Origin of the sequence: Bradyrhizobium sp. 22, from assembly GCF_000482425.1 — a bacterium.
In the GTDB taxonomy this organism is placed as follows: domain Bacteria; phylum Pseudomonadota; class Alphaproteobacteria; order Rhizobiales; family Xanthobacteraceae; genus Bradyrhizobium; species Bradyrhizobium japonicum_B.
In genome coordinates this window covers 657,776-671,960 of sequence record NZ_KI519399.1, presented here as the reverse complement: position 1 = coordinate 671,960, position 14,185 = coordinate 657,776, and the positions used below count along the sequence as shown (strand labels likewise).

General features: G+C 63.6%; 12 protein-coding genes and 3 pseudogenes. 3 read left to right on the top strand and 12 right to left on the bottom strand.

The genetic code is table 11. The features are described from left to right. Nucleotides 1–23 precede the first annotated feature (23 nt). On the bottom strand, nt 24–1,070 hold the full coding sequence (locus tag K410_RS0104510) for a DUF7146 domain-containing protein (RefSeq protein ID WP_028133727.1): 1,047 nt from the start codon (nt 1,068–1,070) through the stop codon (nt 24–26). Between the two features lie 132 nt (nt 1,071–1,202). Between K410_RS0104510 and K410_RS36500 the strand changes: the two are divergent. Both K410_RS36500 and K410_RS0104500 read left to right on the top strand, forming a co-directional pair. Continuing rightward, nucleotides 1,203–2,057: pseudogene (locus tag K410_RS36500) on the top strand (DUF7146 domain-containing protein); the annotation flags it as partial. A gap of 341 nt (nt 2,058–2,398) precedes the next feature. Further along, a complete protein-coding gene (locus K410_RS0104500; RefSeq protein WP_028133726.1) occupies nt 2,399–3,334 on the top strand; it encodes a DUF2493 domain-containing protein in 936 nt (311 codons plus the stop codon). Between the two features lie 640 nt (nt 3,335–3,974). Here the strand turns inward: K410_RS0104500 and K410_RS41515 are convergent. From K410_RS41515 to K410_RS0104455, 10 genes and pseudogenes are all read right to left on the bottom strand, one after another. Then, nucleotides 3,975–4,127 (bottom strand): annotated as a pseudogene (locus K410_RS41515) (IS481 family transposase); the annotation flags it as partial. Between the two features lie 8 nt (nt 4,128–4,135). Beyond that, complete coding sequence (locus K410_RS39245) at nt 4,136–4,282, bottom strand: hypothetical protein (RefSeq protein ID WP_155253227.1); 147 nt, start codon at nt 4,280–4,282, stop codon at nt 4,136–4,138. Nucleotides 4,283–4,419: 137 nt separating this feature from the next. Continuing rightward, nucleotides 4,420–5,337: a sensor histidine kinase gene (locus K410_RS0104490; RefSeq protein ID WP_155253226.1), complete on the bottom strand. Its 918-nt coding sequence runs from the start codon at nt 5,335–5,337 to the stop codon at nt 4,420–4,422. A 338-nt stretch (nt 5,338–5,675) separates the two neighbouring features. Then, nucleotides 5,676–6,125, bottom strand: a complete 450-nt coding sequence (locus K410_RS0104485; protein WP_349509791.1) for a response regulator — start codon at nt 6,123–6,125, stop codon at nt 5,676–5,678. Between the two features lie 75 nt (nt 6,126–6,200). Further along, nucleotides 6,201–7,016 (bottom strand): c-type cytochrome, encoded by an 816-nt coding sequence (locus K410_RS0104480; RefSeq protein WP_028133724.1) that lies wholly within the window; start codon nt 7,014–7,016, stop codon nt 6,201–6,203. Continuing rightward, entirely contained in the window at nt 7,016–8,638 is a 1,623-nt protein-coding gene (locus tag K410_RS0104475; protein WP_028133723.1) for a b(o/a)3-type cytochrome-c oxidase subunit 1, read from the bottom strand. The genes K410_RS0104480 and K410_RS0104475 overlap by 1 nt, the downstream gene beginning before the upstream one ends. Continuing rightward, nucleotides 8,625–9,188, bottom strand: coding sequence for a cupredoxin domain-containing protein (locus tag K410_RS0104470; RefSeq protein WP_028137481.1), 564 nt, complete (start codon nt 9,186–9,188; stop codon nt 8,625–8,627). The genes K410_RS0104475 and K410_RS0104470 overlap by 14 nt, the downstream gene beginning before the upstream one ends. Further along, complete coding sequence (locus K410_RS0104465; RefSeq protein WP_028133722.1) at nt 9,185–9,364, bottom strand: hypothetical protein; 180 nt, start codon at nt 9,362–9,364, stop codon at nt 9,185–9,187. Before K410_RS0104465 ends, K410_RS0104470 begins: the two co-directional genes overlap by 4 nt. A 7-nt stretch (nt 9,365–9,371) precedes the next feature. Beyond that, nucleotides 9,372–10,627 (bottom strand): annotated as a pseudogene (locus K410_RS0104460) (cytochrome c). Nucleotides 10,628–10,637: 10 nt separating this feature from the next. Continuing rightward, nucleotides 10,638–11,330 (bottom strand): c-type cytochrome, encoded by a 693-nt coding sequence (locus tag K410_RS0104455; RefSeq protein WP_028133721.1) that lies wholly within the window; start codon nt 11,328–11,330, stop codon nt 10,638–10,640. 1,134 nt (nt 11,331–12,464) lie between these two features. Between K410_RS0104455 and K410_RS0104445 the strand changes: the two genes are divergently transcribed. Further along, the gene (locus K410_RS0104445) at nt 12,465–12,785 is read left to right on the top strand and encodes a DUF736 domain-containing protein (protein WP_028133719.1); all 321 of its coding nucleotides are present in this window, start codon (nt 12,465–12,467) and stop codon (nt 12,783–12,785) included. A gap of 336 nt (nt 12,786–13,121) precedes the next feature. On the opposite strand, the gene K410_RS0104440 is transcribed toward K410_RS0104445, so the two are convergent. Then, complete coding sequence (locus K410_RS0104440; RefSeq protein WP_049819930.1) at nt 13,122–14,150, bottom strand: diguanylate cyclase; 1,029 nt, start codon at nt 14,148–14,150, stop codon at nt 13,122–13,124. Nucleotides 14,151–14,185 lie beyond the last annotated feature (35 nt).

The window sequence follows — 14,185 nt, the reverse complement described above, 5'->3', positions numbered from 1 at the left end:
ACAGGACGCAGCGCGGACCAAGTTCAGCCTGCTGGCAATGCGGGCTCAGCAAACCGCTGGACATCCACCGGCCGCAGTTGCGGCACCAATGTCGCGCGAAGCGCCGAAAAGCCGGCTCGGCAGAGATCCTCATTGAAGTCGCTGAGCTGCGGCGACAGCACATGCGGCACGATACCCGCTACTGCAGCCCTGGCCGCCAGCGCGGCCACCGCTGCGTCGCCGGCCCGGTCCGCATCGTGCAGGATGTAAAGAACGCGCAAGCCCGGTGGAAACAGGATGGCGGCGAGATGGCTGGAGGAGAGCGCCGCCGCCAGCGGCAGATTGGGCAGAACCTCGCGCAGCGAGAGCACGGTCTCGATGCCTTCGCCGGCGGCCAGCACATCCTCGGCGACGCCAAAGCGCACAGCATTGCCGAGGAGATTACCCATCGCGCGTCGCGGGGTCTTGATCGGCGCCTTGCCGCGGGCCGGGTCAAGCCAGGTACGGTGTACGCCGGTGATCGCCCCGGATAGGTCAGTCACCGAAGCGATTAGGGCCGGAAACGATAGGTTCTCGGCGCTGCCTTCCGGCCGGTAGAAACAGCGCGGATGAAACCGAAGGGCCGCAAGCCCGGCCACCGCGGTCAGACGTCGCCCGTGCAGGTAACGCTCCGCCAGCGTGCCGCCGATGGAACGTGACGCGGCGAAGAGGCGGCCCGCAGATTCCGCGGAGCCTTGCGGGGCCGGGCTGCGCCGAGCCGCCGCTACTGAGGAGGGCGGCAGGTTAGGCAGCCTTAGAAAGCGCCGTGCCTCATCAGCGACATCGCGGAAGTCAACAAAACCGCAGCTCTCGCGGATGACATCCAGCAGATCGCCATGTTCAAACGAGGCCGCATCCGTCCAGTGCCCGGCTGCGCCAGGACCGAAGTCCGGTCCGCTAAGCCGCACGAACATCGACCGGCCGGGCGTGTTGCGCACATCACCCACCAGCCAGTAGCGGCCCTGTCGTCGGCCGCTGGACAGATAATGGCGGCAGACCGCCTCGACGTTCTGGGCAAGGCGGCGCGACAGTTCAGAAGCGTCGCGGGCCATCACACGACCTCCCGCAGCACGACGTTATGTTGCGTAGAAATTGCCAATCGGCTGTGGGACAGCGCCTCCGCGCCAAGCCGCAACATAATCTTCGCCGCAACATAGTCGGTCTTATGTGCAGTTGAACATAAGACCGATGCCGCGACCGCTGAACACGGCGATCTGCTCGACGTCATCAGGGAAAGCTGCGGCCTTGTTGAATTCCGCGATGTCCTTGCCGAGGCGCGGCGTTTTCTCAGCCTGCCGCAGACCGAGGCGGAATCCAAATCGCCGCTCCCACCCGTTCCCATCGGTTCGCCGGAATCGGCTCGGCGGCTGTTTGCCATGTCAAAGACCATTCATGGCACGCTCGCAGAAACATACCTCCGGACGCGCGGTATTTCGGCCTTGAATGAGCTCACGAGCCTTCGGTTTCACCCGCGTTGCTACTACAGGCCGCATGATGATCTCCCGACCGAGACCTGGCCGGCCCTGATCGCGTCCGTCACCACGCTCGACGGGGTCATCACCGGCGTCCACCGCACGTGGCTCGATCGTTCCGGTCTGAGCAAGGCGCCGATCGACACGCCACGCCGCGCGATGGGCCTCTTGCTCGGGAACGCTGTCCGATTTGGACGGGCCCATGATGTCCTCGCCGCCGGCGAAGGCATCGAGACCATGCTCTCCTTGCGCTCCGCACTTCCTACCTTGCCACTGGCATCTGCGCTATCGGCCAACCATCTCGCGGCCATGCTGCTGCCATCGAGCCTGCGCCGGCTCTACATCGCCCATGACGCCGATGCGGCCGGGAAGGCGGTCGCAACCGCATTGGCACAACGGGCAGAAGCCGCCGGTATCGAGGCGATCCCACTATCGCCCCGGCTCGACGACTTCAACGAGGATCTGCGCACCTTCGGCATCGATGAGCTGCGGGCAGCTCTTCGCATTCAGCTCGCGCCTGCGGATGTCGTCCGATTCTTGCCGTCGGTAGTCGCGATCACGCCATGAGTGCCTGCGCCTCGCCATCTGCGTTGACAACCGATCAAAGGTGAGGCCACGTCGTGAGAGAGCCGCGCCCGGCCTTCTAGAGGGCGATCGGACGGCAAGCGCGCCGGACCGGCAATGGCAGGGGCGCGGCTATTTTCCGCCGGCGGTGGTCACCGCGCAAATCAACGTCGATGAATCCATCCCGCCTTTGCATCGCGAAGCAAAATAGCCGCGACCTGCCATCCTCCGCTATCGCTGCGGCCCTCCGCGTTGCTTCGGGTTCTGGTCCGGCCCGCCCGCCGCCTGAGTGATCGCCACGAAGGCCGCGATGGTCGCGGCCGATCCACGGAGGGCCTCATCCCATGACCGATCGTGACGACACCGCATTCGAACCGCAGCACAGATTATCATCGCTTCATCACGTTCTGACCGAACTGCAACTCTTCGGCTACCGCCCGTTCAGCGATGAGCCAGATCCGAGGCCGCTCCCCGAAGGCAAGACGATCGCGGGCGCCGTTGCTGACATCTTCGATGCCTTCGTGGCCACCCTGAGCGACAGCCGCATGGAGCCGGACCTGGAGGACCTGCTCTGGTCGACGGTCAATCTATTCCATCGAGCCGCAGACCGGATCGAGCGCCAGCTCGACCACAACGAGCAGGCCCAGCGTAGAAGCCAACGCGAGCAGGATGGCTCGGAGGTATGCTCGGTCGAACTCGAGCGGCTCATCACGGAAGGACTCTCGTTGATCGAACGCCGCAACTGCATGGAACTGTTCCGCGAGCAAGCTATTGCTCAATTCGAAACCCACACCGGCTCACTCTGGCGCCCGCGATCTGGATCGCTCGTCGATCATCGCTCGGTCACTTCGGCAGTGATCGACTCCCGAGACTTTCTCGCCGCAAAGCGTCGCGCCGAGACCGAGGTGCTTGTTCCGGTCGGACCCAAGGTCGCACTGACCGGAGGCCTCGACTTCGATGACCATCATCTGATTTGGGATCGCCTCGACAAGGTTCACGCCAAGCACAGCGACATGGTCCTGTTGCATGGAGGCTCACCAAAGGGCGCCGAGCTCATTGCCGCCAAATGGGCGACGAACCGCAAGGTGCCGCAAGTCGCATTCAAGCCGGATTGGTCGAAGCACGCGAAGTCGGCGCCATTCAAGCGCAACGATCTCATGCTGACGATGATACCAATCGGCGTCATCGTATTCCCGGGAACGGGAATTCAGGACAATCTCGCCGACAAGGCGCGGCGGATGGGAATTCCGGTCTGGAAGTTCGGCGACGGCGGCGCATAGCGCCGCCGCATCGAAGCGCGCGCGTTGTCGACACTACGATTGCTGCGAGGATGCGTCGAGAAGCCAGCCCGTCTTGCCAACTCTCGGGACAGATTACGCGAGCAGGCATTTATCGGAGAGCCAGATCCAAGCGCATGGCCTACTCACCACGAACGAAGGTTGCAAAGCCGGCGGCCACGTCAGGCGGGAAAGCCGATAAACACCTCGGAAAAGAGACGCAAAGTGAATTTTGAAGCTAGTTTCTCTCTCGCGCATGCGCTTCTGGTCCCGTTCGGGTGCGCATCGATCAACTTGCGTGTCAGGTCGGCGGCTTCGACGCAACTCGCTATAGAACAAGTCCAACCCATATTGAGCCGAGATCTCGTTCGAGAATAACGTTGCCATCCCCTCTTAGATGACGGCGGCGGCCACGCCGCCAGTCCAGGTGCCGTGCTCACCTGCGCCTGGAAGGTAGTCCCGCTTGTAGCTGACTTCGTTGGCCTTGTAGTCCGCCTCCGTGAGTTTCTTCCTAACCTGAGCATGAACTGCTTCGCTCCGATCCCGGTCGCAGAATGAGTAGCGCTGGATAGTGCCTCCGAAGACGCCAGGGGGATCGTGGGCTTCAACCAGCAGTACAAAAAGGCGCCGACCAAGGAGATGTTCATTGCGACCTGTGGAGCCTCAAGGGGTTGTCCGTGGTCAAACCAAGCCGGCTGATCGGGGGTTGCGCGTCTATGTCACACGGGGCGGCACCAGTTGTATTGATGCAGCCCGATCGGTAGCTCTTGGCGCGCCGATCTGATGTTGGGTAGGCTGGCAAACTCAGTGGAGGCGCTGGCGCAGTTTCTTGATCACTTCGCGCAGGTCGTCCGCGTACTCTTCGATGATCCTTCGTGCCTCCTCCAAGCACGACTGCTCGCGCCTCTGCGCTTCTTCACCCCGATCCGGTTGTGCCTGAGGTCGTTGCATGCTGCGAATCCTATGACGGAAAGGGGGACGGCCGTTGATTTGCGTCAAGAGATGATCAGGTTTGACGGTCGGTCTTGCGCCGTTGAGCATTGTACACAACTGCTTCAGGAAGCCATAGCCGCAGGGCAGCCAATCCCTCAGGCTGGAGCTGAGTCAGGTCGCCCAGAATCTTTGGACGCCAGCTCCAAGCCGGCGCTGCCAGACGCACCTTGGGCATGGCCCACCTCGAAGCAAACCTGACAGGAGAGTCCGGTCGCAAGGAACTCCTTCACAACGGACCCATTGACTTCGGCAAGGGCGGCTCGGATTAGTCGGCTGCCCTGTCCAAGTGTCGTCGGCTCGGAAATCAGCGGCCCGTCGAACTCATCCCAATTCACGGTCACCATTCCGTCATTCCGCTCCCAGGCGATACGAAGGCGGCCCCGTTCATGCGAAAGCGATCCGTGCTTGACCGCATTTGTGGTCAGCTCATGGAACACCAAGGCGATATTTCGCGCTACCTTTGCGGGCAGGTCAATCCTTTGTCCGTGCATCTCAACACGCTGCTCAATCTGGTAGGGGCAAAACTCACTCGCCAGAATGCCGCGCAGATCAGGGTGTTCATGCGACCTTATGATCAGCTCGTCCGCCTTCAACATCGCCCGAAGCCGCCCGCCTATAATGTCCGCCTTCTCTGGATCGTTCTTCAGCGTAGCTCTCACGATCGAGGAGACGACTGCCAACGTGTTCCCGGCCCGGTGTAGAAGTTCGCCGACCAGTAGCTCCTTCTCGTGCTCGCGCAGAATGGCCCGGCTGAGTGCTGATCGAAACACATGCCCTAGCCAAACCATCAGCACGGCACCAAGGGCAAACAAGCCGAGATTGCTCATGTTGCTGATGGTGAGCGGGCCGCCGCTGGACGGAGGCGGCAAGAAGATCCACCAAACAACCAAGGCGCTCACGACAGCAGCGAATGTTGCTGCGAACGCACCCGCGAACAAGCTCACGATCAATACAGCGGGGATGTAGGGGGCGAAATAGACACTCGCGCCAAGAAACTTAACGAACACGAACATGAATGCACTGCTGACAGTGACGGCTACAGCGGCAAGCAGGAATGCCTCTGGCGACACTGGGTGCAGTCGAACCGCAAAGCTTTCCAGGAACCGGTTCACGCGCGGCACACAAAAAGGGGAATGCGGGACGGCCGCAAAGTCCTCTCAGATTGGAACCGAAGTGCTCCGCACGTCAAGCCGATCGAAGGAACGGAGGCATTATTTCGCGGCCATTCCCCGGGCTGTCCATAGCATGCGCCCGATCGCCGTCGGCGCCAACCCCGCGGGCCGCGGCCCGGAGATGTGTTAACTGCGTGCCGGGCCAACTGTATCCGCCGTTCTGGCGCCCCGCGCGCCCATCAGCTTCGGCGAGCCAATCGTGGTATCGCGTGCGGTCTGGAACGTTCCAGCTCGTCCGATCCCGCTAGGCCGGGGGTCCGCTGGCGTTCAGAAGCTGGGATACCGCGGTCACCAGCTGAGCCGGTGCGAACGGCTTCGTGAGAAGGATGCTGTTGGGCACGCCAAACCTGGCCCAGTCCTCTGCGGCCGTCCCGGTCATAGACGACCGGGAAAGTCGGGTCGCGCTCTCTGGCGATGCGAGCGAGGTCCCACCCGCTCATCCTGCCACCGAGGTTCACATCGGTCACCAGCGCGCGGAAACTGGCGATCTCGCTGTTGAAAAGAGCGACTGCGTCCTCCGCCGACGAAAGGATTTCCGCCAGGAAGCCGCCTTCGCTCAGTGCGTCCTCCAGCATCTCCTGCACCTGGAAGTCGTCCTCCGCGATCAGAATTTTGAGCGGTTCGTTCAAGGCTGTCCTCACTCGAGAAGTTTACTCGACCTGAGCGCTGTTGTCCTTTGGAATCGTTGTAAGTGCCGCCGCCCGTCAATCCGTCGCCTTCACAATCTCAGGCGGCTGGGAGGCGTAGTAGGCCGCGGCCTGGTCGATTTCCTCCGGCGCCATCGCGCGCGCGATGTTCCGCATCTGCTGGCTGATGTCATTGCGCCGCTCGCTCGCGGCGAAGGCCTGCAGTTGCGCCTTCATGTAAGCCTCGGATTGTCCCTCCAGCCATGGGCTGCCGGCCTTGTTGTCGAGGCTGCCGTGGCAGGAGCCGCAGGGCGCGATGCCCCGCAGCGGCGCGCCGTAGATCACGATGCGGGGTCTCGGAAGCTGCGGCGTCGGATGATAGGCCGGCAGCCGCGGCAGATAGGCGTAGTAGGCCGCGAGATCGGCGATCTCTTGGTCGGTCAGGTTGACGGCGAACGGCGACATGACTGCGTTGGTGCGGGCGCCCGAGCGGAAGTCGAGCAGCTCCTTGTAGATCACGCTCGCGTACTGACCGGCAAGGTTCGGCGAGTCGGCGCGGCTGATGCCGGTGGGGCCATGACAGATGGCGCAGCGCTGCGCCAGCGTGGCGCCGCGGCCGATGGACTCCTGGCTCGGCCTGGCAAGCGTGGTCGGGGTCAGGACCGCCTCGGACAGCCGGGGCCCCACCTTGGCGGTCGGGACGGAGGCAGAGCGCTGGGGCAGGCCTGCCGCGCTGCAGATCGCGTCCCATAGGCTGGCGAACTGCAATTCCTTCTGGGCGTAGGGCAGCACGATCAAGCCGCCCAGGGCCGTCAGGACGAAGATGCCGGCCACGACGCCGACGCTGACTGCGAAGTAGGGATTGCGCGAGGAGAAGATTTCGCGGGCGCTCATCATTGCGCTCCCACGTAGACGGCCGGCACCGAAGTATCGGAGCGGAAAGCCAGCGCCGCGATCGGATAGCCGTAGTTGGTGATCGTGAGCCCGATCATGAGCGCGACCCAGAGCGCGAACGTGTTGAGTGCGATCGGCACCGTCTTCGGCGGATGGACAGCGACGCTGAAGCGGTAGGCTCCGGCATCGGCGGGTGCTTGGCGATGCGCGGTCGCCAGGATGTACAGGAACAGCAATCCGGAGATCAGCAGGATCAAGGCCCCGACCGCCGACAGCGTCACGGAAAGCGCCTGCGGCGCGATCGCCGGGTCGGAATAGTCGTAGTAGGCCATCCGGCGCGGCATACCGAGAATCCCGACCCAGTGCCACGGGAACGTCGTCGCGATCATACCGACGAACCACAGCCAGAGCTGCGCCCGGACAAGCTTCAGATCGGGCAGGGCGCGGCCCGTGAGATGCGGCCAGAGATCGTAGGCGATGGCGAAGTACATGATCACGATCGCGCCGCCGAAGATCAGGTGGAAGTGGCCGGTGATCCACTGCGTGTTGTGGATCGTCGTGTCGAGCTGATAGCTCATGTTGATGAGCCCGCCGGCGCCGCCGAAGCCGAGCAGGACGAACGAAAACGCGACCGCCAGCATGATGGGATTGTCCCACGGCAGCGCCCCGATCCAGCCGAACGGGCCTCGGCCGCCCCGCAGGCGGGCGGCGATCTCGACCGACGCGCAGATCGTGAACACGGTGAGCAGGGTCGGGAGCGCGACGAGCGCGGTGAAGGCGGAGTGGATGAACTTGAAGCCGGCGCCGACCTGCGGGTCGGCGAAGGTGTGGTGGATGCCGATCGGCATCGCGACGACCAGGAACAGGATGAACGCGATCCGCCCCATCGTATCGCTGTAGAGCCGGCCGCCGATCGCGCGCGGCACGATGGTGTAGTAGGCGATGTAGGTCGGCATCAGCCAGAAATAGACGATGGCATGCAGCGTCCAGGAGAAGAACACGCGCGCGAGACCTGCGTCGATCGTGGTCCTCCAGCCGAGCGCGACCGGAATGATCTGCAGCAGGAGCTCGAGCGCGGCTCCGACGGCGGTCCAGGCCCAGAGGTAGGAGCCGGCGACGTTGGCGAACATCGCGAGCGGAACGGGCTCTCCAGGGTGTTCGCGCCGCCATACCCGCAGGTTGATGGACATTAGCGCGACCCAGATCCAGGAGCCGACCACGACCAGCACGACGCCGATGTAATAGAACGCGCTGCCGATCAGCGGCGGGTAGAAGGTGTAGAGCACCGAGGCGCGTCCTAGCGCGACCGGCACCATCGCCATGACCGCTCCGAAAACGATCAGCCAGAAACCCGCCCAGGCCCAGCGCACGCCGACGAGAGGCTGCTTCAGTGCCGACTCCGAGATCGCGTAGCCGAAACCCATCGCTACCAGCGTCGGAAAGACGTAGCCCATGACGGTCCCATGGGCCGTCAGCGATCGATAGTACCATTCCGGATTGCTGATCCAGGTGTAGAGTGGGCTCCGGACGAACATCTGCCAGGCGCCGAGGAAGAGCGCGAGCCCAAACACCGCGAACGCCAGCCAGAAATGCGCCAGGACGAGCTTCCTATTCACCAACACAGCTCAGCCTCCCGCCGCTCTTCGACTTGGCGACGAACTCCTCTTTGTCGATCACCTTGACCTTGCCCCACATGCCTTCGTGGCCGAAGCTGCAGAATTCCTGGCAGGGCATCAGGTGGTCGCCGGGCTTCTCGAAGCGCATGAGCTGCTCGGAGACGTAGCCTGGCACCAGCATGGTGTTGACGTTGGTCCCCTGGACGAGAATCCCGTGGACCACGTCGGCGCTGGTGGCGCGCAGCGTGATCGGCGTCTGGGCCGGCACCAGGATGCAGGTAGGCGTGAAGGAATACTGCTGGCCGATGGCACGGACCGTCACGGCGCCGTTCGGCTCCAGCACGCTGCCGAGATTGGATTCGACGAATTCTCCGGAGAGGTGCAGCCGGGTCGGGTCGATGGTCTCGACGCGCGCCTGCGGCATGGTGACCTGGTGGATGCCGGCGAACGCGGCCATGACGGCCAGCACCACGATGATGATCACCGAGATGGTCGCCCAGCGGCGCTCCGTGCGCACCGCGACCTCGGCGCCGTGGTTGCCGTCATGGACGGTCATTGCAGGGCTCCGCGAGGGAGGAAGACGAAGAGATAGAACGCGAACCACATCCCCACCACCAGCGCCGTAGCTATCCCTGCCACCGTCAGTGCCCCGCCCGGTCCGGCGGCCACGATGCGATCGACGCGGTCATCCGCGGTAGACTCGGTCTGCTCGGGGAGATCCGTGTTGATCATCTGGGCCTCAGTTCAGGGGGGCGGAGCGCAGTTCGTTGGCCTCGCGGGCGCTGACCGGCGCGCCGCGATTGCCCCATGCGGTGCGGATGTAGGAGACGACGGCGGCGACCTCGTTGTCGGAGAGAAGGCCTGCGAACGGCGGCATGCCGTAGGGACGAGGATTTCCTTCCGTGCCCGGCGGGTAGCCGCCGTTCAGCACCATCCGGATCGCGTTGACGGCGGACTCCATCTCGATCGATTGGTTGTTGGCGAGCGGGGGCCAGTGCGGCGGCTTGCCCTCGCCCTGGGCGCCGTGACAGCTCGCGCAACGTGCGTCGTAGACGGTCTTGCCGAGGCTGACCAGAAGGCTGCTCTCGGTGGTCGGCAAGGTCGCAGACGTCGTCGGCGGACGCGACGCTGGTTCGGCGATGCTCTTCAAGTACACCGCCATCGCGTTCGTGTCTTCGTCGGTCAGGTATTGCAGGCTGTTGTGGACGACTTCCGCCATGGGACCGTAGACGACGCCACGCGCGGACACCCCGGTCTTCAAGAGATCGGCGATGTCCTTGAGGCTCCAGTCGCCGAGCCCGGCTTCGCGGTTGGAGGTGAGGGACGGCGCGTACCAGTTCTGCATCGGAATGAGACCGCCCTTGAAGGCGTCCGACTGCGACGTGCCGCCGAGGGCGTTGATCGGAGAGTGGCACATGCCGCAATGGCCGAGTCCTTCGACGAGATAGGCTCCGCGATTCCACTCGGCCGATTTGGACGGGTCAGGCTTGTATTCGCCCTCGCTGAAGAAGAGCTGCGCCAGCCGAGGATCAGTTGCCGGTTGGAGTAGGGGAAGCGGAGGTCGTGCTCCCGGTTCTTCTGGCTTACCGGCGGAATCGACTTCAGATAGGCGAAGATCGCGGCGCTGTCGGCCTGGGTCACCTTGGTGTACGAGGCGAACGGCATCGCCGGGTACATCGGGCCGCCGTCCGGAAAACGGCCGGTATGCATGGCCTTGTAGAAGTCCTCGGCGGTCCACTTGCCGATGCCGGTCTCCCGATCGGGCGTGATGTTCGAGGAGTAGAGCGTGCCGAACGGCGTCGGCATCGCGCGGCCGCCGGCGAAGGTGCGGCCCTCCGGGGCCGTATGACACGCGATGCAGTCGCCGGCGCGCGCGAGATACTCGCCGCGCTTGACGATGTCGCTTGGACCGGCGGGCTGCGTCTGTTGCGCGCTCGCGGACGAGGTCGCGATCAGCGGAAGCAGCAGTGCAAGGATTCGTGTGCGTGGACGCATCGCCGCCTCCTCAATCCGGCTCGCTTCCGCACGCGAAGGGCAGCACGTAGGCTCCCTTCGGCGCGGGCGCGATGGTAATCGGAGCGGGCCGGCTCGCGAGGTAGGCCGCCACCGCGGTGACGTCCGCCTCCGTGAGACGTGCCGCGACCTGCTGCATGCAATCCGGCGCCTTCGCCGTGCGCGTGCCGTAGCGCCAAGCGCCCAACTGCGCGCTGATATAGTTCGGGCGCAGTCCCAGGAGACCGGGGATGCCGGGCTCCATGCCGGTGAGGCCGGGCCCGTGGCAACTGCCGCAGGCCGGAATCTGCCGGGCCGGGTCGCCACGCGTGACCAGCGCCTGCCCCTGCTGCATGATCTGCTGGCTCACCTCGCTCGCGGCGGGCGCGGGCAACGGCGGCCGCTGCTCCGCGAAGTATTCGGCCATCTCCTGCAAGTAGGGGTCGCCGAGATACTCGAGCAGATAGTTCATCGGCGGGTACTTGCGCCGGCCGTTCTTGAACGCGAGAAGCTGATTGTAGAGATAGCCGGCGGGCTTGCCGGCAAGACGAGGAAAGTAGACATCGGCGGTGCCTTCACCCTCCTTGCCGTGGCACGGCGTGCATGCTTCGACGCGCGCCTCCATGGTGTCGGGCGGCTGGCCAGGTGTTTGAGCAAAGACGGGAAAAGCCTGGATGCAGAGCCCCCACGCTAGTCCGGCAATCATTGTTCGCATCCGCACGCGGCACCCCAATGCTGCGCAATGAGGGGATCAAACGACCTGCGGAGGGATTTGTTCCAAGCGGGACCAAGCGAAATGAACGGACGAGGCCGGAGTGCCGAGGAGTCCGGGCCTCGCGACCGGAACGACGCGGAGGCCGCTCGGTATGAGCATAACACTAGTGATGGTTCGTTCTGTTCGCCTTGTGGCAGCTTCAACTTCTCGCGACGTCGTGAGCCGGGCGCGAGAGGGGAGCAGAGCCGAGCCGCCAAATACGCCGAGAAAAAGCGGCAGAGTCTAACTACGTTCTAAGAAGCCCGATGGTGGTCTTCCATGCATTCTCCGAGCTACTCGCCTTCAGCAACGGGATCGTCGGGATCGAGCAAGCCCAGTGCGGTCTCGCTCTTGGCGAAAAATTCGCTCGATCTCCTCGCGCTCGTTGGGCCAGGGCGTGTCCTCTGGCGCCCCGAGCTCGTTCGTCCACCTGAAAGAGGCGCTGCGGCTCAGCGGCGCCGCGGCGGAGACCCAGGCCGAGCTCGTCGAGACCGGAGCGGGATTGCACGAGTCTTCGATTGTGCGCGCGCGCCCGCGACCAGAGCAGGGTCTAACCTTCGCTGCCGCATCGATTGTTGCTTCGATCGTTACGCGCAGTGATGTCCGGTCGATCCGATAGCGGGCCTTCCTCGCAGCACTTCGTAACCATCATGCGCCCGGAGCCTCGGCGCGCTACGTGCTAGATCGGAGCCTCTTGCAGGTGCGCTTATGCTCGGCAAATGATTCGTCCACTCTGCATGTGCTCTCTCCTCTCCCACCTGAAAACGAACCGACCTCTTGTATCGTACGACCGACGGCAGTCACGTCTCCTCTCAATGTTGTTCAGCACGCGAACACCTCGCCTCTTTGATGGCTTGATCTGGCCGAAGACCGGCTGTGCCTCGACCGTCTGAGCCGCAACGCCGTTGATGCGACTTTCTTCCCCTGGGCTAAAGCCCATTCCTCGCGAGACAAGAAAGTCGCTTCACCGGCGTCCTCCGCTGTGCTCCGGCCCGCAAGCGGGTGCGTCGCCGATCGTCATTCGGCCTGGTCATCGCCATCGAGGCCGCGGTGGTCGCGGTCCGAAACAACGCAAGGAGACTTGATATGGCTACCATCGGTTCGTTCAAGAAGGTCGGTGACGATTTTCAGGGAGAGATCGTCACCCTGAGCTTGCAGGCCAAGGGCGTCCGCATCGTCGCCGAACCCAACCGCTCCAATGACAATGCTCCGAGCCACCGCGTGTACGTTCGCCGAGCTGAGATCGGGGCAGCGTGGTCGAAGCGCTCCGAGGAAGGTCGCGATTACCTCTCGCTCAAGCTCGACGACCCCTCGTTCAACTCGCCGATCTACGCCAACCTGTTCGATGACGAAGGCGGCGAAGGTTACACGCTGCTCTGGTCGCGGCCGCGCAAGAGCGCCGACTGAGAGACGCTCAGTCAAGCCCCGCCCGGCGTCGCCGGGCGGGGCTTCTTTGATGCGGCGATCGCGAAAACGAGCGCCCGGCGGCTTCAAGTCAGCAATCAGAGCGCAGGACCACCGCCTGGCGCCGAAAAGTTGGCGCAGTTGCGAGCCGCTCGCCTGCACGAACCAGCGTCGGCGAGCGATGCGTTCGACCGGGATGCGGAAAAGAGCCCCGCGATCGGTTCTGTTCGGCACGGCGCTTGCCGCTGAGCGCCGCATAGTTGTTCGACAGATTGTTGGCTTTCGCGGTCGGAATATCCGGGCGAACTCCCCTCGACGATTGTTCTGGTGCCGATGTGATTAGTCATCGGAAGCGATCGTGCAGTTCCGACCCGATTGCTTCGCCCGATAGAGCGCCTGGTCACATCGCTCAATGAGGGCCTCGAAGCTCTCGCCGGGTTTGAATTGGGCAACGCCCGCCGAAATCGTCACTTGCCCGATCAACTCGCCCGTTGCCCGCTTCTTGACGTTAGCGTTGGCAATTCTGGTGCGCACTCGTTCGGCGATCTCCTGCGTGATTGTGAGCGAGGCTCCCGGCAGAATACCGATGAGTTCTTCTCCACCGTAACGCGCTGCGAGGTCGCCGTCCCTGATGCCTTCTTGAAGGCACTTTGCGACCAGCCGTAAGACCTGGTCGCCTAATTGATGTCCGTAGGTGTCATTGAACTTCTTGAAATGATCGACGTCGATCAGGAACACGCTCAAGGACTCGCCACTCTCCATGGCGTTGATTTGGGCCGTGCGAAGGAAACTCTCCATTGCCCCGCGATTTGCAAGCCCGGTCAGAGCGTCGGTCCGCGACCTGAGCTCGGCCTGCTCGAGTGACTTCCGGAGCTCGCCAAGCTCGCCCGACGCTTCGACAAGCTTCGCTTCCAGCGCCGACGCACGTTCCGTCGCTCTCGTCAATTCGTCGGTCAGCCGCTTCAGGGCAAGTTGCGGGTCATTGGCCGTGCGAAGCGTCCGCCCAACCTCGATCAGCTCCTCGGAATGCGCTGCACTGTCTGCGATCGCGCCTGCAACGTCGTTTCGTACATTGACCAGAATTGCGTCGAGCTCGCCGGAAATGGTTTGAGCAACCTCTCCGACTAAAGCAGTCGACTTGAGGAAGGTTTCGTATAGTTCGCGATTGAGAGCCTTATCGAACTTGCGGTCGTTCGAGCGCAGGATATCGATGGTCTTACGCAGCGCCGCCGAGCGGCCCAGAACGTAAGCGAACCAGACGGTAAAATTTGGGGGTGTCGCCGGTACCTCCAACTCGGCCATGAGTTGGAGCGCATGTTTGGAGACGGAGGCCGCGTGATCGGGTTCGAGGTCGTCCAGGCTCTGCATCTGCGGGCGCCTCCCTGTGATCCGCCGGGTGGGTC